This window comes from Shewanella sp. UCD-KL12 (genome assembly GCF_001957125.1).
In the GTDB taxonomy this organism is placed as follows: domain Bacteria; phylum Pseudomonadota; class Gammaproteobacteria; order Enterobacterales; family Shewanellaceae; genus Shewanella.
Genome location: NZ_MPHJ01000002.1, coordinates 151,646 through 173,265, shown reverse-complemented (window position 1 = coordinate 173,265; position 21,620 = coordinate 151,646). Strand labels below are relative to the sequence as shown.

Genomic DNA, 21,620 nt, shown 5'->3' with positions numbered 1-21,620 from the left:
AGGGGTAAGCCGTCGAGTTTTTCCATAGCATGAGCATATGCTTTATATGTGATTGGTTGGAAACACGATGACAATACCGCCCTCATTCTGAGCAGGCAGAAATTTAGTAGTCGAAGCCTGGTTGGGCCTTTATCCCACTATCAAACGCATGCTTAATTGGCTGCACTTCACTCACAGTATCTGCCAACTCGATAATCGCCCTATGACATGCCCTGCCAGTTACAATCACATGCTGCATCTTAGGTCTGTTTTTCAGCGCGGTAATAACACGCTCAACATCTAGGTAGTGATAGCTCACCATATAAGTCAGCTCATCAAGCATAAGGCAATCTATGCTTTCATCTTTAAGTAAGGCTTCTGCAGCTTCCCAAGCACTTTCTGCAGCTTGTGTGTCTTTCTCTCTATCTTGAGTTTCCCAGGTAAAGCCTGTGCCCATGACATGAAAGTCGACACCAGCACCTTCCAATAGCGTACGTTCGCCGCAATCCCAGTTGCCCTTGATAAATTGAACCACAGCCGCTTTCTTACCATGGCCCACGGAGCGCGCAATCGTCCCAAACCCAGAGGTAGACTTGCCCTTGCCATTGCCTGTTAGCACCAACAAGATCCCCTTCTCCTCTTGAGCTGCGGCTATCTTGGCATCGACTGTTTCCTTTACTCGCTGCTGCCTCGCTTTATGACGCTCAGCTTTACGCTCCTCAAGGCTCATCTGTTTCTCGCCATCAATTGAGCTAGAGTTCTCATTATTATCAGTCATTTCAATTCCATTTCTTGTATGTAGGGCCAGCTTTATTTACTTCACTTAACGCAAGTTTAGCTGCAAGGCACGTACGCCTAGCTCGCCCCTGTTAATATTTTATCTATCTTTTCCAGATCGAGATGCTGCTTAAGCAGATCGGCAAAACGGTCCAGTTGTTGCTCACGGATCTGCGCAATATCGACCGGTTCAACCTGTGAATATCCAGCCCACTTAAGGATCAGAGCACAGGCTTGTGGTGAATCAAATAATCCATGTAGGTAGGTCCCAAATACTTGACCATCTTCAGAAACTAGACCGTCAGAAAAACACTTGGATTGCCCGTCAGCTCTCTGCGTATCAGCTTCTAGAGACTGTAACTGCATGGGTTGAACCGAGTGCTCTTGGGCTGGCATTGTGTTTAGAAGATGAGGTTTTTTAAGTATTAGCGACTGACCACAGTGAATTTCGTAACCACTGACCTTGGCCACCTCACCAAGTAGACTCAGCGTTCCGCTCACCTGCTTAAGCGTTTTTTCAGTTTTCAGCTCAGTCACCAAAGGCAGCAAACCTAAGCCTTCGCTCTCGCCAGTACTGCCTTCGACGCCATTTGGATCATCAATGGCAATACCAAGCATCTGATATCCCCCGCAGATCCCCAGCACTTTACCGCCATATCTAAGGTGTTTATTAATCGCTATATCCCAGCCCTGAGCTTTGATAAATGCCAAATCATCTCTGACATTTTTGCTACCCGGTATGATGATCAGATCAGCCTCTGGCAACACGCCCACCTCAGCCTGACGTTCAGCTTGGGTTTGAATAGATACATAGTTAAATTCAATATGTGGATTAAGCCGCAACGGGTCAAAATCGGTATGGTTACTTATTCTTGGCGTAACAATAACGAGCACTTTCAGCTTGGTCTGATTGCTCTTTTTCGGGGATTCGATCAGCGCATCTTCAGCGTCAAGATGCAGATCATGCAGATAGGGAAGTACGCCTAAAACAGGCTTTTTAGTGTAAGTTTCAAGCCAATCTAAACCTGATTGAAGCAGAGAGATATCACCGCGAAAGCGATTGATAACAAAACCCTTTACCCGCGCTTGCTCAGACTCTGACAAGAGCGCTAAGGTACCCACTAAGTGTGCAAACACCCCGCCTTTATCAATATCAGCGATAATAATCACTGGGCAATCGACCGCTTCAGCAAAGCCCATATTGGCAATATCGCCTTGACGTAGATTGATCTCCGCAGGGCTGCCCGCGCCCTCCACCAGCACTAAGTCATAGGCATTAGTTAAGCGTGAAAAGGAGTCCAGCACCGCCGACATAGCATGAACTCGCTCACCGTTTTTTCCATGCTCACCAAAAAAAGCTTTCGCCTCCATCTGATCTAATGCCTTTCCCTGCACAATAACTTGCGCCCCAGTATCTGAACTTGGTTTTAGCAAAATAGGGTTAAAATCAGTATGCATAGGTAAGCCACAAGCGATGGCCTGCAGGGCCTGTGCTCTACCAATTTCGCCGCCATCGGCTGTCACAGCACTGTTGAGTGCCATATTTTGTGGTTTAAAGGGTGCGACACATCTGCTTTGACGAGCAAACAGACGGCATAAGCCAGCAACAAGTGTGCTTTTGCCAGCATCAGACGTGGTTCCCTGTACCATAAGTACTTGGGCGTGACTCGTGTTGATATTTAAATTATCGAGTTTCATTGTTTCTTATTGTTTTAAAATGTTTTAGCTGTAAGGAAAGCCTGAAAGCTTCCAGCCTTCTCGTACTCTTTAGCCTTTTATCTTCACCGGAATGCCAGCGGTAACTAAGGTGACAGTGTCGGCTATCGCGGCAATATCTTGATGTAGCCAACCCGCTTCATCGACAAAGCGGCGGTTTAGTTCTCCTAATGGGACTATTCCCCCCCCTACCTCATTACTGACTAAATAAATTTCACCGGCTAATGAAGGTAAAGCATTGAGTAAATCTTGTTTCTCTTTAGCCCATTGATGCTCAGGACCTGAAAACACCGTGGGGGAATTTTCCAACACAAGATGATTAGTCAGCCACAAGGTCAAGCAGTCAACGACAATGGCTCTGTCTTCACGTGCATACTCGCGTAGTTGCTCCACCAAACGCAAAGGCGTTTCAACGGTTAGCCAGTCAATACTATCTAAATCCCTGTCATTACGATGCCGTGCTATTCTTTCACCCATTTCATCATCTAGCGCTTGGGCCGTTGCGATATAGACACATTCTAGCCCTCTATCATGACCATTTTTTGCCTCTGTCATTCCATGTCGAGTCTTGCCGCTACGGGCACCGCCCAGAATCAGATGTATCATGTGAGCACTCCTAGCAATATTAAATAACAAACTAATTCAGAGACTTGTTGAGCGGCCCCTAAAGTGTCACCGGTATAACCACCGACTTGTCGCCTAAATAACCTAACTAAAAACCAACGGGTTAACCCCAGTCCAAGGATTATAAGTATGGTCGAACCTATCCCGCTCATCCACAAGACCAAGAGGCCAGTAACCAGTAAGATCAGCAACTCATTTAACGTTTGGTTTTGCGCTAACGGCTTGCTCTTACTGCCCTTCTCTTCGTTAATATATGCATCGCTTACATAAGTATCGGTAAAAATAATACTCGCTGCGACCACTCGACTCAGGCAGTGAGCAACGATAAGTGCAGGCACTAACATCTGAGGGTCAAAAAGCGCTAACTCCATGAGTAGCTGAAACTTTAAGAGTAAGGCTAATAATAGGGTGACCGCACCATAGGTACCTATGCGGGAGTCCTTCATGATCTTCAGCTTATCGGCAATCGTCCAACCACCGCCAAAGCCATCGGCAGTGTCAGCAAGGCCATCTTCATGAAAAGCCCCCGTTGCTATAACACTCACCATCATGGCTAAGATAATACTGACTGAAACCGGCATAAAGTTAATCGCTAAACTGTATACCGCCGCAGATATCCCTCCAACCAATATGCCCACTAAGCCAAAATATCGATTGGCCTGATTAAGGCTTTCACTATCTACTTTCACCCATTGAGGCATAGGAATACGGGTGAAAAACCCCATAGCGATAAAGAAAAGTGTCAGCTCTCTGCGTAAAAAAACCATAAATGAACCTTAAAAGAAGTGAAAACAGTCTCGAGCTGCGAGCTCAAGACTCAGACTCCTAGCCCCTAGCAAACTGATTTAAACTAGATCTCAATCCCTGCATCACTGAAACTTGCCATCTCATTGTAAAATCCAGCTGCGGCTTGGATCATAGGTAGGGCTAAGGCAGCACCTGTACCTTCACCTAACCTCATGCCTAACTTAAGCAAAGGTCTCGCTTGAAGGTGTGACATCATCAGGCAGTGGCCACGCTCATCAGACTGATGACCAAAGATCATATAATCACGCACATTTTCATTGATTTGTACCGCAACCATAGCGGCGGCTGTAGCGATAAAACCATCTACGACTACCAGCATCTTTCTTTCCGCTGCAGCGAGCATAGCCCCGGTCATCTGCACGATTTCAAAGCCACCTAAACAGGCCAAGATATTCATCGGGTCGGTCAACTCTGACTCATGTAAATGCAAAGCCTGCTCAACGAGCATCTGTTTTCTTTTCAAGGTTGCCGCATCAATACCTGTACCACGGCCAACGCAATCGGCCGCTTTCATCTTCATCACAGTAGCCATAATTGCCGCTGCTGATGAAGTATTGCCTATTCCCATCTCACCTAAAGCTATCAAGTTTGTTCCCTGTTGATGGTGGTAAGCAATGCGCTCGCGTGCCATCTCAAAACCTTGTTTAACCGCTCCTAATGTCATGGCAGGCTGCTTATGAATCGCGCCTGTCCCAGCACCTAGCCTTTGGTCAACCACACCTTTAACACCCTCTAAAGGCTGCAAAATACCACAGTCAATAACCTCAAGCTCAAGCCCGACTTGTCTGCAAAAAACATTAATCGCCGCGCCACCTTTGATAAAGTTCATCACCATCTGTGTGGTCACATCACTTGGTGCTATCGATACCCCAGACGCAGCAATACCATGATCAGCGGCAAACACTAATAGCTTAGGATTGACGATTTCTGGCTTGTCTTTACCCAGTACTCGAGCCAGCTGCTTCGCCAATACTTCTAGTTCACCAAGCGCACCTAGTGGCTTAGTTTTATTGTCTATCTTGTGCTGAATAGCGTCATCAAACTCGCAGCTCACCGGACTAATCTCAAACATACTTCCACACCCTGTTATTTTTATATATTAAAGCTACCAAAGCTTCGAGTTTCTAGCTCAAGACAGAGCTAAGAAAATCTCGAGTTAAAGCTCGTAGCTCGTCACTTATCTTCGCGACTAAAGCCGAGCTTCTATCAACCGTTTTACTTTCTACTTCCTAAGATGAACAGGAAGAAAACACTGCCTATCACAGCGGTAATGATGCCTACAGGTAGCTCCTGATGACTAATCATCGTCCTTGCAAGTACATCAACCCACACCATAAATACTCCACCAACTAATGCTGTCGTCAATAAGGGGAACTGACCAGGAAATAGCATTCTCACCGTGTGCGGTACCATCAAGCCCACAAAACCTATCCCACCACAATTTGCCACTAATATTGCGGTTATCACCGAGCAGAGCAATAACATCTGCACACGTAAACGACCGACATTAATCCCGAGCGTATGGGCAGTTTCATCACCTGCTCTCATCGCCATTATCTGGCGTTTAAATAGCAATATGATGACAGTACACACAGTAACAACGACCGCAGGAGAGATAATCCCTTGCCAGCTTGCTTTAGAGAAACTGCCCAGGCTCCAAAAGAGTACAGAGGCCGCAGCTTGCGGACTTGAAAAATAGAGCAATAAACTGGTTAGCGCACCAAACATAAATGATATGGCGACACCAGAAAGTAGCATTCGCTCTATCTGGCTACTCATGCGCCGACCACAAAGGGCTAGCACCATAGCAACCGACAATCCAGCCCCTAAAAATGCCCCCAATGGCAAGGTCACCCAGTTAAACAACCCTGCGCCGCTGAAAAGTGTCAACACCACAACAGCCCCAAACGAGGCACCAGAGGAGATGCCAAACAGGTAGGGATCGGCTAATGGGTTACGCGTGACAGTCTGCAGTACACTACCTGCAATCGATAACCCAGCCCCCGCAATAAAGGCCAGCAATACTCGAGGGAACCTCAACTCCATAACAATGCGCTGGGTGATAGCAGAAACATCCCCAACACCAAATATCTGGGCCAATACCACGTCAAGGGTATCAGCAAGAGAAATACTGGCAGCACCGAAACTCGCCGCAGTCAGTAGGCTCAACACAGACAAAATAATAAGACCAACAATGACCCATCTATGCCTTAAAAACTCATGCTTAACCCCGCAGGTATCCACAAGTTGGCCTACAGCTTTACTATCTAGTCGACTCACAGCCTTAGCCCCTACCTTGCCCATTGAATGAGTCACTTGCTTACTCATTGGCATCACCATCTGTGCTATCTGAACCTGATAAATCGGAGTCATGAGCTTGCGAGCCATAACCATAAAAATAACTGATCTGTGGATTGCCATGTTGAGGGTGTGGGCTCACGTGGGAACAAACCCCAAACACATTACCAATAATCTCCTCAGTTAATACGGCTTTAGGTGAGCCAAAAGAAACTGCTTCCCCCTTTTCAAGCAACAGCAACTTGTCACACATGGCACTGGCAAGATTAAGATCGTGAATCGAAGTGATAACCGTGATCCCAATAGAATGTAGCAGCTCCATAATCTGGATCTGATAGCGAATATCTAGATGATTAGTAGGCTCATCTAAAATAAGTAGCTTAGGTTGTTGCACTATCGCCCTTGCAATGAGTGCTCTCTGTTTCTCTCCGCCAGATAGGTGCTCATAACTTTGGCTGGCCTTATGGGTCAAGCCGACCTTTTCTAGTGCATCGGCAATTAATGCTCTATCGGCAGACGTTGTAAGCTCAAAAGGGCCTTTGTGAGGCGTCAAGCCGATCGCAACCAACTGAGCTGTGGTTAACTCAAAGTGTTGTGGGGTATCTTGCAGCACTACAGCGACTTCTCTAGCAAAAGCTTTGGAGGAAAGTGTTTCAATGCGCTGGCCAAAGAGGGTTATCTCGCCAGAATCTGGTCGGATATAGCGATACAAACAGCGTAGCAGTGTCGACTTTCCTGCACCATTAGGACCAATCACTCCAAGCATCTCGCCTTTTTTTACACCAAAAGAGATAGTCGACAAAATATCACGCTTACCTGCCTGCCAGCTTAACGCTTGAACCTCTAGTGCAACCCCTTGGTTAACGCTATTGGCTTTATTGTGGGTGTTATTCGTCACAGAAGCTTCCCATGGCGTTGCAGGAGTAATGCTTGAACTCAATAGTCGTCAGAGCAGGACACAGAGAGCCCTCCACAGACTGAGGGTAGAGCACATTCATAAAGAAGGGCCTATATGCGTTAGCAGAAGGCAAGAAGATAGTGACAGTAGCCCGTAAGCCATGCCTAAAATAAGTGACATTAACAACTCCCTCGAGTTACCCGCTCGAGTTTTATCGCGACAAAAAAAGGCAGGTATCCTGACTTGTGTTTAAAAACACTCACAGTTGCGGGCACAGTCTAGGTTTAATATGAGCTCAGTGATTAACACTGAATATTCATCCTAGTTCCCTATTAAGATTAAGTTGGCTAAAAAATACTAGCGGAGCACATCAGCTCATTGCTGCCAGTTTATGTTCGCTTTTAGCTCTCATCACCTATTTTTGCGAACCTGTATCTAATGAGTTTCAATAAGAAACATACAACAGGCTCTAACTAGCGGCTATTATGCAATTTTTATCAGTTAAGGAAAACCGAAAAAATAGTCATTAGACCAAAGCCGTACGCTTACCAATGAAGTTGAGGGTAGTAACTTCCCTCTGGAGAGGTGTAGACAGTAATTTTTACCACCGAGGCATAGTCTAATGCGAGCTGAGTATAAAAGCCTGCAACGCCACTCACCCCTAATGCTCTGGCCATCAAGTGCCTCATGACACCACCGTGGGTTACAACTAAGACAGTTTTACCTTGATGTTCAGATAATATCGATTGCCAACTTGCATCGACCCTAGATTCGAATTCATGCATGGTCTCACCGTTTGGCGGCGTAATGGCCCATGGATTCTTCCAATATTGTTCAATTTGTGAAGCCTGAGTTTCATAGAGGCTAGCTAGTGTCTCGCCATCCCAATCTCCAAAGTTTATCTCTTTAAACCCCTCTTCAAGTTTGAGGGGAGCACCCAGTTGTAGATATAGGCTTAGCGCAAATTCACTGCACCTTCGCAGAGGTGATGAAAAAATTTGTTCAAACTCGAGATTATGACTGGTTATCAGATGATCAACTGATGACTGCATTTGAGCACGTCCAGTTTGGCTGCCGGCGACATCAGTATGGCCCCTGAGTATCTTTCCCCCTTCACATTCTCCATGACGAAGCAGATAGAAAACGGTCGTACTCTCTTTATCAACACCTTCAACATCGACACCTGTACCTGTCTGTTTTTCGGATGCTTCGCTGTCTAAGCTGCTATCAGAAAAACCTGCCTCATTTGTTTTATCACTTGCCATAAAGAGAGTAATCCTAGTCTTTTATAAGTAAAGTTGAGTAGCAAAACATACGTCATCAACTCAGTGCTTTTAATACTACTTCCCATTTTAAAATACTACTTACCGTTATTAAATACTGCGTCTGACGTGGGTTTATTATGCGAGTTTGCTGTAAAGCTAAAGGCTATATTAAAGAAAATAAGCTGAAAAGGCTTAATCACGGTCAGCTTTTCTTCTCTCTCCCCCTTCATCGGATCCAATAAGATCGACAGCGGTTTTATTCTCAAAGTTTTGAGGGAATCGAATATGGTAACAGAGGCCGTTACCTGGTGATGTTTCAACCTCGACATCTCCTTTAAGCTTCTGAGTCACTAAGTTATAAACCAAGTGGGCACCTAAGCCACTCCCGCCTTCATTTCGCTTGGTCGTATAAAATGGGTCGAACAGATTTTTGAGTCCATCCTCATCTAAACCAACCCCATCGTCTCGGTAATCCACTAGCACACAGCCTTCATGTGTAGATAACTCAATGATGACTTTACCACTCTGCTCTGGCCTAAAGGCATGTAATATACTGTTCATAATTAAATTAGTCATAATTTGAGAAAGCACGCCTGGATAGGTATTACAGGTGATAGTTTTTGGGCACTTAACCTCTACTTCATGAGGTGTTTTTTTCAACTCAGGACGCAGCGACATCAGTATCTCATTTAAATAATCCAACAGTTTAAACTCTCGAATTGCCTCACTGGATTGATCGACGGCCACACGCTTAAAGCTTTGAATGAGCTTAGATGCTCTAGCATTATTTTTAAGGATAATATCCATGGCTTCTGTACAGGTTGTCATAAAGCCTTCAAACTCATCTTCACTGAGCTCACCGCTAGCAAACATCTTTTTCAGGGAGATCACCTCATCATGAAGATGCGATGCAGCGGTCACACACACGCCGATAGGGGTATTGATCTCATGAGCAATCCCCGCCACCATCTTACCCAATGATGCTTGTTTTTCGGTCTCAACCAGCTGGGATTGAGCATTTTTTAGTTGATCGAGCGTCTCTTGTAGCTCCCTGGTTCTATCTTCAACAATTCCCTCCATCTGCTCAGAATAACGCTGCGCTAGCTGCTCCTTCTCCTGAGAGTAATTTAACTGCTGCCTCAACTGAGCAGGGCTTATTTTAAGTTGCGCTAAAAGCTGGCCGTAATAGCGCTCTAAGGTTTTAATCTCCTGCTCGGAGTATAGATTAGATTTAGTCACCACCATATGGGCCACTGCAGCACCAGTGATACCACTTAATATTCGCTCAGTAGTTCGCTCAAGGTTGGCTAGCTCTTGCACATTGATCAGTTCAATACCCACAAGCTCTGTTTCAATTAAACACGCATTGAGCTTTTCATCAGCAAAGTGTTCATTAAGGTACTGGCAGAAAATACCCTTTAAAATAGTTAGCTTACCTTGTAATTCAATATCTCTAGGTAGGGTGTCTAGACTGGTTTCATCCTCAGAAACTCGCTCGGTCATCACGTCAATAAATTCGGCACTATAACGTTTCTCCTCGCCCGACATTCTGGTGTATAAACTTATCAGCACTAATGAAATTATATTGCCAGATAGTGACCAGAACGCCCCATGACTAATTTTGTGTAACTGAGTACCAAATAGCCTCTCAGGGTGAAGCCAATCTATCCCGAAAGGCCCCGCAACTAGAATGCCCGCATCTATCCATCCACTTTTCATAATGGCAGGCAACAATAAGCAATAACCCCATATCAGAAACCCGATGCATAGAGCCGTAATCGCTCCCTTAGTCGTCACTTGCGGCCAGTAAAGGCCTGCTATGACTAAAGGCAGAAACTGCAATACGGCGGCAAATGAGATCATCCCCATATTAACTAACATGTAGGACTCACCTAAATAGAGGTAAAAGGCTTGTCCCGCGCCCAAAACAATAAACACAGCCAGCCAGCGAGACTGAAGCAAGTACTTCTTCAAGCCGCTATCAGGGCTAAAGTATTGAATGAATGGCAGTACCAAATGGTTACTAAACATAGTCGAGAGCGTCATTCCTGATACCATCAGCATGGCCATAGCAGCAGAAAACCCACCGATAAAGACAATAACCGTTAAGATATCATTCTGAGCTAGCATAGGCAGACCCAACATATAGCTGTCTGCAGTTTCAGGGCCTAGCAGCAGTAATCCTGCGGCGGCAATAGGAGTGACAAACATGGTCATCAGCAGTAGATATAAAGGCAGCATCCACTGCACCTTTTTAACATGGTTAACTTGCGGGTTCTCAACCACCATCACATGAAACTGCCGCGGCAGCAGCATAAAAGCAGACCCAGCTAGAATAAGATAGCTAAACCAAGTGACAAACTCAGGCTTGGTCGACATTTTGGCCGAGGCCTCTGGCAGCTTATCTTGCAGTTGGTGGTAGATATCTAAGGGCGAGTCGAACATGATAAAACAAACAAACACCCCCACCATCAACATCGCCACTAACTTAACCACTCCCTCTACAGCAAGTGCCAGCATCATCCCTGGGTGTCTCTCGGTGGGATCTAAGTGACGAAGACCAAAAATAATAGTGAATAAGGCCACGCCAAACCAGACTAGCCAGGCGATAGAGTCAGGGCTATTTTGAGTGTTAAGAATAAGCCCAATGGAGGTATTAATCGCCTTAAGCTGCAATGCCAGATAGGGAACTATACCTACCATAGCCACAAAAGCAGCCAAGCCAGCTAACGCTACACTGCGGTTATAACGGGCAGACAGAAAGTCGGCAATGCTTGTCACCCGGTAGATCTGCTTAATCAGCAATACCCGCTGCATGATGGGCCATATCACCAACATCAATAATGTCGGCCCCAAATAGATGGTAAACATGATCAAGGGAGAGCGAGTGGCGATACCCACACTGCCATAGAAGGTCCAACTGGTGCAGTATATAGCGATAGACAGCGCATAAACAGCAACGCTAGAGGTCACCCTTTGCGCCCGTTCACTGCCAGATTCTGCCCAGTTAGCGATGACATAGAGCAGCGCCACATAGGTTAAAATAATGACAAGTAGACCAGTAATACTCATCATGGCAGAGCACTCACAAGGCCAGATATAGAAGCGACAAATTGGTTGTTATTTCGAGCATTTAATAGAGCAGCAAAAGATAAGTGCTGCATTAACAAGGGGGATGCAGCTAAGGGTTGTATCGAGTAGCAAAAGCCAGTTTTGGGATAAAAGCTAATAGCAAAAGACATATAACATTACCTAGCTAAAAAGATAAGGAATGCAATCAGGAGCAGCCAAAGCGCTGTGATGCTAAAAATCACCTCAGCAAGCGTTAAAGAGATAGCGCTAGCGACTGGCCAGGAGACTAAAAAGAAAGCAACTACAATAATTAGCACCCTAAAAGCGGGTTGGTTATTGTTCTTCCGCCACACGTCATCTCTCCAGCTAAATACCTTTATAAAGCATAGTTCAGGCAGATTTATTTGATATATTTTATAGATAAACACATCTCGACTATCAAACTAGGCTGGTCTATTATAGACGTCTATACGTATAAACATCTAAAACCAGACATTGAGATTTAGATGTGAAAAGCAGTTTTAATAGCAAAGATTCACAACCAGAGTTATAGAACAACAATTATAAAGACCAAACTCGATCTCATTTGAAAAGATGAGTTATATGCAGTCAGTTTAGTAGGTGAGAATTATGGAAACCCAGGTCCAAAACAGCAGTGTTAGACAAATTAACGAGCAGATCAGTGAGCAACTAAAATCAAATATTCTGCTCCTCGATGGCGCTATGGGCACCATGATCCAGGACTACAAATTTTCCGAAGCTGACTTTAGAGGTGAACGCTTCAAAGATTGGCACTGTGATGTGCAAGGCAACAATGACCTATTGGTATTAACCCAAGGCGATAAGATTAAGGCTATTCATAAAGCCTATCTGGAAGCAGGGGCGGATATCATCGAAACCAACACCTTCAACGCGACCCCTATCGCAATGGCTGATTACGATATGGAGTCTCTTTCAGAAGAGATAAACCTAGTCGGTGCTCAAATTGCTCGCCAAGCCGCCGATGAAGTCGCAGCAGCAACCGGTCGTCACTGCTATGTTGCTGGCGTCATAGGTCCAACAAACCGTACCTGCTCAATTAGTCCTGATGTTAATGATCCAAGCTTTCGAAATGTCACCTTTGATCAACTCGTTGAAGCTTATGTTGAGTCTATTAGCGCGCTGATTAAGGGCGGCAGTGACATCATTATGGTTGAGACCATCTTCGATACCCTTAATGCAAAGGCGGCACTCTTTGCAATAGAAACAGTATTCGACACCATTGGTGCACGTCTGCCAGTGATGATATCTGGGACGATTACCGATGCCTCTGGCCGAACACTTACCGGGCAAACCACAGAAGCCTTCTACAATTCATTACGCCATATCAAGCCGCTATCTATTGGCCTTAACTGTGCATTAGGCCCTAAAGAGTTATCTCCTTATGTCGAGGAGCTTTCTCGCATTTCGGAGTGTTACGTCTCGGCGCACCCTAATGCAGGTCTGCCTAACGAGTTTGGTGGTTACGATGAAACCCCAGAGCAGATGGCTGAGATAATATCTAGCTGGGCAAGTGAAGGATTACTCAATATTATTGGTGGTTGTTGTGGTACGACACCGGCTCATATTAAAGTTATTCGAGAAGCTGTACTGAAACACCCTGCTAGGGAGATCCCTGAAATAGAAGTCGCTTGTCGACTATCAGGGCTTGAGCCCCTCACCATAGATAAACGCTCACTATTCGTTAACGTAGGTGAACGCACCAACGTGACAGGTTCAGCGCGCTTTTTACGCCTGATAAAAACAGGTGAGTTCGAAACAGCGCTCGATGTGGCCCGTGATCAAGTAGAAAATGGCGCCCAGATCATCGATATCAACATGGATGAAGGCATGCTTGATGGTGTTGAGATCATGCAAAAATTTCTCAACTTAGTTGCCTCAGAGCCTGAAATCTCAAAAGTCCCCATCATGATTGACTCCTCAAAGTGGGAGGTGATGGAGGCTGGACTTAAATGCGTTCAGGGTAAAGGTATCGTTAACTCTATCTCACTCAAAGAGGGAGAAGAGAAATTTATCCAGCAAGCCACTCTCGTTAAACGTTATGGCGCTGCTGCTATCATCATGGCATTCGATGAAGTCGGCCAAGCTGACACTAAAGCACGCAAAGTTGAGATCTGTACTCGAGCCTATCGCGTGCTCGTTGATAAAGTCGGCTTTCCGCCTGAAGATATCATCTTCGATCCCAACATTTTTGCCGTCGGTACAGGTATCGATGAACATGACAACTATGCCGTCGACTTTATTGAAGCGACTGGCGAGATAAAGCGCACCCTGCCCCATGCCATGATTTCAGGCGGTGTTTCTAACGTCTCTTTCTCGTTTAGGGGAAATAACCCCGTACGTGAAGCGATTCATGCAGTGTTTCTCTATCATGCCATCAAAAATGGCATGACGATGGGGATCGTCAATCCTAGTCAGCTCGCAATCTATGATGATATTGACCCAGAACTTAAAGTGCAGGTTGAGGCGGTCGTACTCAACCTCCCGTGCCCTGTGCCTGATTCATCGAATACCGAGCAGCTATTAGATATCGCCGAGAAGTTTCGTGGCGATGGTAGCCAAACCGTTAAGAAGGAAGATCTTGAGTGGCGTACATGGGAAGTGAACAAACGCTTAGCTCACGCCTTAGTTAAAGGTATTACCCAATTTATCGATGAAGATACCGAAGAAGCTAGGCTGGCAGCCAACAAACCATTAGAGGTGATTGAAGGCCCGCTAATGGATGGTATGAACGTGGTCGGTGATCTCTTTGGCGAAGGCAAGATGTTCCTACCGCAAGTAGTAAAGTCAGCCCGAGTAATGAAAAAAGCCGTTGCTTACCTCAACCCCTATATCGAGCTTGAAAAGGTCGCTGGCCAATCAAACGGTAAAATCCTCATGGTGACAGTGAAGGGCGATGTACATGATATCGGCAAAAATATTGTCGGCGTGGTGCTCGCCTGTAACGGCTATGAAGTGATTGATTTAGGTGTCATGGTACCCGTGGAAAAAATCATCGAGGTCGCTAAAGCGGAAAATGTCGATATCATAGGCATGTCAGGGCTTATCACACCAAGTCTCGATGAGATGGTACATAACGTCAAATCATTCCATAAAGCAGGTTTAACCATCCCGTCTATTATCGGTGGTGCAACCTGTTCGAAAATTCATACCGCAGTGAAGATCGCTCCACACTCACCCGAAGGCGCGATTTATATCGCCGATGCCTCACGCGCAGTGCCTATGGTGTCCAAGTTAATAAACAATGACACCAGACAAGCCACTATTGATGAAGCATACAATGAGTATGAGGTGATGCGTGAAAAACGCCTATCTCAAGCGAAACGTAAAGAGATCACCACCATTGCGGCTGCACGTGAAAACCGCTGCAAGCATGACTGGGAAAATTACACACCATTTGTGCCTAATCAACTAGGACGACAAGTGTTCGATGATTACCCATTAGAAGACTTAGTCGATCGTATCGATTGGACACCGTTTTTCCGCAGCTGGGAGCTACATGGACACTTTCCAAAGATTCTAGAGGATAAGGTCGTAGGCGAAGAGGCACGTAAGCTATTTAGCGACGGTAAAGCCATGCTGAAAAAGATCATCGATGAGAAATGGCTCACCGCCAAAGGTGTGATTGGCTTATTCCCAGCTAATACCGTTAACCATGACGATATTGAGCTCTATACAGATGAAAGCCGTAGCACACTTGAGATGACCACCCATCACCTGCGCATGCAGATTGAGCGTGTTGGAAATGATAACTTCTGCTTAGCAGATTTTGTTGCGCCCAAAGACAGTGGCGTAGCCGATTACATGGGTGGCTTTGCTGTTACAGCAGGCCACGGTATCGACGAGCACGTTGCACGCTTTGAAGCCGATCTTGATGACTACAGCGCTATCATGCTCAAATGTCTGGCAGACCGCCTAGCTGAAGCTTTTGCCGAGCGTATGCATGAACGTGTCCGTAAAGAGTTCTGGGGCTATGCGAGCGACGAAGTATTAGATAACGAAGCGCTGATCCGTGAGAAGTATAAAGGTATACGTCCAGCGCCAGGCTACCCAGCTTGCCCTGATCATACGGAAAAAGGCCTGCTTTGGGATCTACTTAAGCCCGACGAGACTATCGATCTTAACATCACCGAAAGCTACGCCATGTTCCCAACGGCAGCCGTATCTGGCTGGTACTTCGCCCACCCTAAGTCACGCTACTTTGGTGTGACCAATATCGGCCGCGATCAGGTTGAGGATTATGCCACGCGTAAAGGGATGAGTATCGAGGATACAGAGAGGTGGTTAGCACCAGTGTTGGATTACGATCCAGAGTAAAGAGTCAGCCCTGAGCGGGAGAGCAAACTTGTTTACTCTTTTAGTTGTCATCCCGGTGTTCTTTTTAGCCGGGATCTAGCCTTTCAGCTTTCCAAACTTCGTTTGGATTAAGATCGCAGGGTTCCCCACAGCACAGCCCAAGAGGGAGACAACAGCTTCCCCCTCTCGGTGCAGCCCAGCCGTACCGCACGCCTCAGACGAAGTTACATGCATTAACTATGGGCTTCGTATTCCACTTCACATTACCGCAAAATCGCCTCCAGCTACCAGCACGAGTTGGGAAGCTATCTTCCACACTATATCAATGAAGCTTGATGGTGATTGATTGAGCACTTGATTAGTCTTTTCTAAAACTGTTGCCTAGCTATCTTTTATTACACTTCATAATGCTATAGTGACTTTGGTTTCGAGATAGGTTTTCGAGATAGGTTTTCGAGATTAGATTCAGGATTAAATTGAAGATCGGTTTATCGATAAACGCTAGATTGAGTTCTAGATAAATTTTCAGCTCACCATTCAGGGGTACCCTATGTTAAATGAGAATCACGCGCTTATTTTTGACTTCCCAGAATATAAGCAAGACATTGTTCATTTGAATCATAAAGATGAAGAGTTCAAAGAGTTATCCAAAAAGTATCACCTTTTAGATTATGATATTCGTCAACTTGAAGTTGCCGGTAGTCCCACAGATGATGAACATATGCATCAGCTCAAGGTAGATCGCGCTAACTTAAAAGATGTGTTATTCCAAAAGCTTAAAGCTCATCACGATTAATATAGTTCAGCATAGATATGATGCACGTAAGGCGCTTTGTCCTTACGTGCTCCTCTTAACGAGATAATTAAAACGATAAGATAGCTATGTCGGTGCCTGCTCTTTGATGAAATCGACGAAGAAGGACTTCAATGCTTGCTTATTGTCATCATCTAAAGACTGGCCCTCTTTGTCAGAGACAAGAAACACATTATCAACCTGCTCACCCACTGTCGTTATTTTTGCCGAGTGAATATTCAGTTCAAACTGCCTAAAGCCGTTACAGAAATGGCTCATAAACTGTGGGTTATCCAGTGCAGTTACACTGATTAAAGTTCTATCCTTCTTACGTGAGTGCAAAAATTCAACTTTAGGCTCACTGATAAATGAGTCGATATTACTGTTAAGACGCTGTTTAGGCACCTTTCTATTTTCAAATAATACCTGCTTCAATCGCTGTTTGATCCGCTCACGTCGCCCTGCAGTTCTTATTGGGTGATGGTCATAATCGAGTATCTTTAATGATTCGACCACGTAACCATCTTTAGTCCGTGAGATATTCGCTTGCTGCACTGAGATCTGCAGTGAGGCTAAGGTATTAAATAGCGTCACAAATAGACCGGGCTTATCTTTCATATAAACAAACAGATCACTACTTCCCTTGGTAATACTGTCATCTAGCAAGATAAGCGCACGTTCTGCAGGATACTTCGCCATAGCTTGCGAATATCTGGCTATTTCAGCAGGTTGTGCATTACTGAAAAAGGACAGTGGCAAGCGTTTCCAGAGTTGTTTAATCACATCAGGGGTTTCAGTCATCCCCATCAACTCTAGTGCTTCGATTTTGTGCTCTCTAACCACTGTTCGCTGCTCTAAAACATTTTCTAAGCCATTGCGCAGTGCATAGCTTATCGACATATAGAGATCTCTGAGTAAAGTGGCCTTCCAGTTCGTCCACAGATCATCATTCGTCGCCTTGATGTCGGCAATCGTTAAACAGTAGAGGGCATCGAGTCTCGCCTTAGTGCCTATCGACTTTGCTAGGTTCTTCACCTCAGAAGGGTCATAAATATCTAATCGTTGGCAAGATAAAGATAACAACAGATGATTTTGCACCAACCAAGCGATCACTTTCGCTTGTGAGGGTTTAAGCTCATGAAATTTTGCAAACTGTAGTGCATCGACAGCACCTAACTCACTGTGATCGCCACCACGTCCTTTGCCTAAATCATGAAACAGAGCCGCCAATAACAATACCTCTTTATTCTCTATCGCTTTAAACACTGCGCTAGGCTGAGCAAAGGAGGGGGTTTCTGGCTTACCGTTAAGTGAATAGAGGTTCTTAAGCAGCTTATGAGTGTGCTCATCAACAGGATAAACATGGTACAGGTCAAACTGCATCTGCCCGACTATCTCTCGCCATTGCGGCAGATATGACGCTAAAATCCCGTGTCTATGCATTAATGATAACGCTAAGCCCATGCCTTGGGGGTGACGAAACAGCGCAATAAACTCTTTTCGACAACTATGAAAATCTTGCAGATCCCCCAATAGTCGCCGTCTCACTTGACGTATTAAGCGAATGGTCAGTGGTGAAATACCGTCTATGTCATTAGCGTTTTCAGCAATATGGATAAACAGTGCAATAAGCTGTTTACGATCAACAAATACATCATCATGGCGAGCATTGAGCATACGGCCATTAATTTCGAAGTGCTGATTTAACACCACAGACTTTTTGTCAGCTTGTACTAAGATCTCATCTTTAAAGTACTGCAGTAACATTTGATTAAGTTCGCTTATCCGCCTCATGGCTCGATATAGCTGACGCATCATCTTTTCGATAGCAAGGTGACTGTTATCACCAAAGCCCATCAATCTGGCTACATCACTTTGCAAAGCGATAAGTAGCCGGTTTTCAGAACGCTGAGCTGCGGCGTGCAATGCCCAACGTGTACGCCAAATAAAATGCTGTGACTCTAATAATTCTGCATACTCATCGGTGGTGAAAAAGCCGAACCGTCTTAATGCCGCCATATCTTCTGCGGCAAAATATTTACGCGTTACCCAGATCAAGGTCTGAATATCGCGCATACCGCCGGGACTATTTTTAAGGTTAGGTTCTAGGCTAAACGCACTGCCTTGCGCCTTTTTATGACGTTCATCTTGCTCGCTGAACTTGGCCTTATAGAAAGCCTCGCTGCTCCATAGGTCATCACCATACAGCCTTTCTGCCACCTGTTTAGCATGAGACTCAGGGCCAGTTAAGTGGCGAATTTCAAACAGTGAGGTGGCAGTAGATATATCTTCACAGGCTTTATCAATTTGATTCAAAGCCAGCACACTATGGCCAAGCTCTAAACCTAAATCCCATAGCTGAGTAAAAAACTGGCCAATCTGAGCTTCTTGGTGGGAACTCAAGGCTTGAGCTGATAACACGCAAATATCAATATCTGAGTGTAGGTGTAAAGTTTGTCGACCATACCCACCTACAGCATTAAGGGAAACGTTTTCAGTCGCAAGTTCGGCGCATTGCCAGAGGTGGAGGAGTAAAGCGTCAAAGAAGTCTGCACGTAACTTTACTATCTCGTCGATCGCAACGTGGGTAAAGTTATCATTAAAGTAGTTATCAGCATCTTGGATTATTTTTTTATAATCGGTGATGCTCATTTTTGCATTGAATTGAGGTGATATATCAGAGTCTGACATGCTTCTCCTGTAGCTGTTTGCACTGAGTATAATTAAGCTTTTTTGACTTTATTTATACTAATTAAACCGTTATGCAATGGCCTTAAAATGAAGCAACAGAGTAGATGATCTGACTAAAAATTACAAATTAACAACAGTATATCAACCATATTACTGGCTAAAAGATGACTTGCTTAACCATCTGATATTCAGCAGCTTCTTTTAGGTAATTGAACCTTATAGGTGAGTAATACCTAATGTATCCGCAGGAGTAACGTGCTAAATTACTGCTATATTTAATAGATATACATTTATTAGTCAAAAGGATTTAGCTAATTGGACACTCATGGACTACATCAGCTGGTCGCTGCCATTTCTGCAGCCGCTGCAGCGCGAGATCACTACACGGCAAGCCATCAGAAGAAGGTCTCAGAACTTGCTCGTCGAATAGCCCAACAACTTGAGCTCCCTAGCACGCAAATCGAATGTATTAGGATCTCAGCTTTACTGCATGATATTGGTAAGCTGGGCGTTCCTAGCTCTATCCTTTCAAAAACAGGGAAATTAAGAAAAGAGGAGTTTGACCTAATAAAAGTTCACCCTGTGGTTGGTGAAGAAATTTTGCAGGAAGTCAGTTTTCAGTGGCCGGTTGCGAGCATCATTAGGCAGCATCACGAACGCCTTGATGGTTCAGGTTATCCAGATGGGTTAAAAGGCGAACAGATCCATTTTGAAGCTAAAGTGATTGCTGTGGCAGATGTTGTTGAGTCTATTAGCCACTCGCGTGCCTATCGTCAGGCATTAGGCCAAGAGAAAGCCATCGAAGAGATAAGTAAAAACCGTGGGATCTTATATGAGCCGATAGTGGTTGATGCATGTATTGCACTGTACGATCTTAACCAAGGCGATCTGTTTGCTGCAGAACATAAAGCCACAAAGAGCACACAGCTATAACCCCCTCACAAGATATTAGCTCACACAGCATTTTTCAATAACCATGTGAGCTCAAACTAAGCTTACTTGCGCGCCGCAATGGCATCAGCCATGGCGATGTCAGCAAGCTGTTCTAACTGAGCAAGGTCGATATCTTTATGAGACTCACAGATAAACCATGGCTCGCGCGAGTCTGGTTCCAACATAACGCCGCTCTTTATCAAGTTATGAGCAAACTCGGTATATAGATCGCTGTCTGTTTGTTTCCAGTCTCGATAATTTTGGGGTACTTGGCTGCCAAAATGAATGCCAAACATTGAATCAGGTCCTGCAAACTTATGTTCAATACCATGCTTGCTAAATACCCGTGATAACACTTGCTGGATATCAGCACCGGCCTTATTGATGCTGTCATAGGCATCAGTTTCATTCAAAATCGTCAGTGTTGCTTTTGCTGCACTTAGGGCAATCATATTCGCGGTGTAAGTACCGCCATGAGTCACACCTTTTTTGCTAAAGCTAATCACGTCCATCACATCCTTGCGACCACCGAAGGCTGCAACAGGATAGCCATTACCCATAGCTTTTGCGTATGTCGTTAAATCTGCATGGATACCATAGAGCTCTTGCGCGCCACCTTTAGCGACACGAAATCCAGTTTTCACCTCATCCATGATCAGTAAGGTGCCATTGGCATCACAGATGTCACGAAGCTTCTGCATATACTCTTGGCTTGATGCGATACTGCCACAGTTGCCTAATATAGGTTCAATGACAATAGCAGCGATATCATCGCCAACACGGCCAAATACTTCATCAATAGCAGCGAAATCGTTAAGCGGTACCGTTTCTAAATGTTCGCGACTCGCCTCAGGAATACCGCCACCAAAAGAAGCGATTTTAGGTGCTTCCTCTGTGGTGTTGTCCCAATTATCAACATCAGATTTCCACATCATCTCGTCGTATAGACCATGAAAGCCGCCTTCTACAACGACTATTTTATTACGACCAGTAAAACCACGAGCTGTACGTACCGCACCGATAACAGCCTCTGTGCCTGAATTGGCAAATCGCATCTTGTCGATATTCGGGCACATCTGCTTTATCAACTCAACAACTTGAGAATCTAGATCCGTTGAAAAACCGGAGATGGTGCCGCGCTCAGTAATTGCTTTGACGACCTCTTGGTCAACTCTAGCATCTCGGTAACCCAAAATGATCGGCCCGTAAGCTAAACGAAAATCGATAAACTGCTGATCGTCTGCATCAGTAATCGTGCAACCAAGGCTGCTTTTTACAAACACAGTATTATCTTCACCCCAGTAACGGTAGCTATCAGCTACACCTAAAGGCATGTTGTTATGGGCCTGCTTTAACAGCGCATTGGTGGCGGGTTTACTGATATTATTCATCTTGTCGGTCTTCATCATAAAATGTCTGGCGCGTATGATAC

Annotated in this window: 14 protein-coding genes and 1 riboswitch; of the genes, 3 read left to right on the top strand and 11 right to left on the bottom strand. The window is 45.1% G+C overall.

Annotated elements, in window-relative coordinates; all coding sequences use genetic code 11:
• Positions 1-103: 103 nt before the first annotated feature.
• From cobO to BM736_RS06805, 9 genes are all read right to left on the bottom strand, one after another.
• Complete coding sequence (gene cobO, locus BM736_RS06845) at positions 104-709, bottom strand: cob(I)yrinic acid a,c-diamide adenosyltransferase (protein WP_076410588.1); 606 nt, start codon at positions 707-709, stop codon at positions 104-106.
• 125 nt (positions 710-834) lie between these two features.
• Positions 835-2,454, bottom strand: a complete 1,620-nt coding sequence (locus BM736_RS06840) for a cobyric acid synthase (RefSeq protein ID WP_076410242.1) — start codon at positions 2,452-2,454, stop codon at positions 835-837.
• Positions 2,455-2,523: 69 nt separating this feature from the next.
• Positions 2,524-3,078, bottom strand: coding sequence for a bifunctional adenosylcobinamide kinase/adenosylcobinamide-phosphate guanylyltransferase (cobU, locus tag BM736_RS06835; RefSeq protein WP_076410240.1), 555 nt, complete (start codon positions 3,076-3,078; stop codon positions 2,524-2,526).
• Positions 3,075-3,863, bottom strand: a complete 789-nt coding sequence (locus BM736_RS06830; protein ID WP_076410238.1) for an adenosylcobinamide-GDP ribazoletransferase — start codon at positions 3,861-3,863, stop codon at positions 3,075-3,077. The genes cobU and BM736_RS06830 overlap by 4 nt, the downstream gene beginning before the upstream one ends.
• Before the next feature lie 83 nt (positions 3,864-3,946).
• Positions 3,947-4,975: a nicotinate-nucleotide--dimethylbenzimidazole phosphoribosyltransferase gene (gene cobT / locus BM736_RS06825; RefSeq protein WP_076410236.1), complete on the bottom strand. Its 1,029-nt coding sequence runs from the start codon at positions 4,973-4,975 to the stop codon at positions 3,947-3,949.
• 143 nt (positions 4,976-5,118) lie between these two features.
• The gene (locus BM736_RS06820) at positions 5,119-6,276 is read right to left on the bottom strand and encodes an iron ABC transporter permease (protein ID WP_256717749.1); all 1,158 of its coding nucleotides are present in this window, start codon (positions 6,274-6,276) and stop codon (positions 5,119-5,121) included.
• Positions 6,224-7,099, bottom strand: coding sequence for an ABC transporter ATP-binding protein (locus BM736_RS06815; protein ID WP_076410234.1), 876 nt, complete (start codon positions 7,097-7,099; stop codon positions 6,224-6,226). The genes BM736_RS06820 and BM736_RS06815 overlap by 53 nt, the downstream gene beginning before the upstream one ends.
• Before the next feature lie 210 nt (positions 7,100-7,309).
• Positions 7,310-7,476: riboswitch (cobalamin riboswitch) on the bottom strand.
• 168 nt (positions 7,477-7,644) lie between these two features.
• Entirely contained in the window at positions 7,645-8,364 is a 720-nt protein-coding gene (locus BM736_RS06810; protein WP_083699918.1) for a histidine phosphatase family protein, read from the bottom strand.
• A gap of 192 nt (positions 8,365-8,556) precedes the next feature.
• The gene (locus tag BM736_RS06805; protein WP_076410232.1) at positions 8,557-11,439 is read right to left on the bottom strand and encodes an ATP-binding protein; all 2,883 of its coding nucleotides are present in this window, start codon (positions 11,437-11,439) and stop codon (positions 8,557-8,559) included.
• Positions 11,440-12,066: 627 nt separating this feature from the next.
• Between BM736_RS06805 and metH the strand changes: the two genes are divergently transcribed.
• Together metH and BM736_RS06790 are read left to right on the top strand one after the other, a co-directional pair.
• Positions 12,067-15,792, top strand: coding sequence for a methionine synthase (metH, locus tag BM736_RS06795; RefSeq protein WP_076410228.1), 3,726 nt, complete (start codon positions 12,067-12,069; stop codon positions 15,790-15,792).
• Between the two features lie 529 nt (positions 15,793-16,321).
• Positions 16,322-16,567, top strand: coding sequence for a YdcH family protein (locus BM736_RS06790; RefSeq protein WP_076410226.1), 246 nt, complete (start codon positions 16,322-16,324; stop codon positions 16,565-16,567).
• Positions 16,568-16,651: 84 nt separating this feature from the next.
• Here the strand turns inward: BM736_RS06790 and glnD are convergent, their stop codons facing one another.
• Complete coding sequence (gene glnD / locus BM736_RS06785) at positions 16,652-19,255, bottom strand: [protein-PII] uridylyltransferase (protein WP_076410224.1); 2,604 nt, start codon at positions 19,253-19,255, stop codon at positions 16,652-16,654.
• Positions 19,256-19,570: 315 nt separating this feature from the next.
• Here glnD and BM736_RS06780 point away from each other — a divergent pair, with 315 nt between their 5' ends.
• Positions 19,571-20,188, top strand: coding sequence for an HD-GYP domain-containing protein (locus BM736_RS06780; RefSeq protein WP_076410222.1), 618 nt, complete (start codon positions 19,571-19,573; stop codon positions 20,186-20,188).
• Positions 20,189-20,250: 62 nt separating this feature from the next.
• Here BM736_RS06780 and BM736_RS06775 read toward each other — a convergent pair whose 3' ends face one another.
• A complete protein-coding gene (locus BM736_RS06775; protein WP_256717748.1) occupies positions 20,251-21,597 on the bottom strand; it encodes an aspartate aminotransferase family protein in 1,347 nt (448 codons plus the stop codon).
• Positions 21,598-21,620: the final 23 nt, after the last annotated feature.

Coding starts and splice junctions, on each gene's coding strand:
- cobO (WP_076410588.1), bottom strand. CDS start 709: ATGAGCCTTGAGGAGCGTAAAGCTGAGCGTCATAAAGCGAGGCAGCAG.
- BM736_RS06840 (WP_076410242.1), bottom strand. CDS start 2,454: ATGAAACTCGATAATTTAAATATCAACACGAGTCACGCCCAAGTACTT.
- cobU (WP_076410240.1), bottom strand. CDS start 3,078: ATGATACATCTGATTCTGGGCGGTGCCCGTAGCGGCAAGACTCGACAT.
- BM736_RS06830 (WP_076410238.1), bottom strand. CDS start 3,863: ATGGTTTTTTTACGCAGAGAGCTGACACTTTTCTTTATCGCTATGGGG.
- cobT (WP_076410236.1), bottom strand. CDS start 4,975: ATGTTTGAGATTAGTCCGGTGAGCTGCGAGTTTGATGACGCTATTCAG.
- BM736_RS06820 (WP_256717749.1), bottom strand. CDS start 6,276: ATGACTCCGATTTATCAGGTTCAGATAGCACAGATGGTGATGCCAATG.
- BM736_RS06810 (WP_083699918.1), bottom strand. CDS start 8,364: ATGGCAAGTGATAAAACAAATGAGGCAGGTTTTTCTGATAGCAGCTTA.
- BM736_RS06805 (WP_076410232.1), bottom strand. CDS start 11,439: ATGATGAGTATTACTGGTCTACTTGTCATTATTTTAACCTATGTGGCG.
- metH (WP_076410228.1), top strand. CDS start 12,067: ATGGAAACCCAGGTCCAAAACAGCAGTGTTAGACAAATTAACGAGCAG.
- BM736_RS06790 (WP_076410226.1), top strand. CDS start 16,322: ATGTTAAATGAGAATCACGCGCTTATTTTTGACTTCCCAGAATATAAG.
- glnD (WP_076410224.1), bottom strand. CDS start 19,255: ATGTCAGACTCTGATATATCACCTCAATTCAATGCAAAAATGAGCATC.
- BM736_RS06775 (WP_256717748.1), bottom strand. CDS start 21,597: ATGATGAAGACCGACAAGATGAATAATATCAGTAAACCCGCCACCAAT.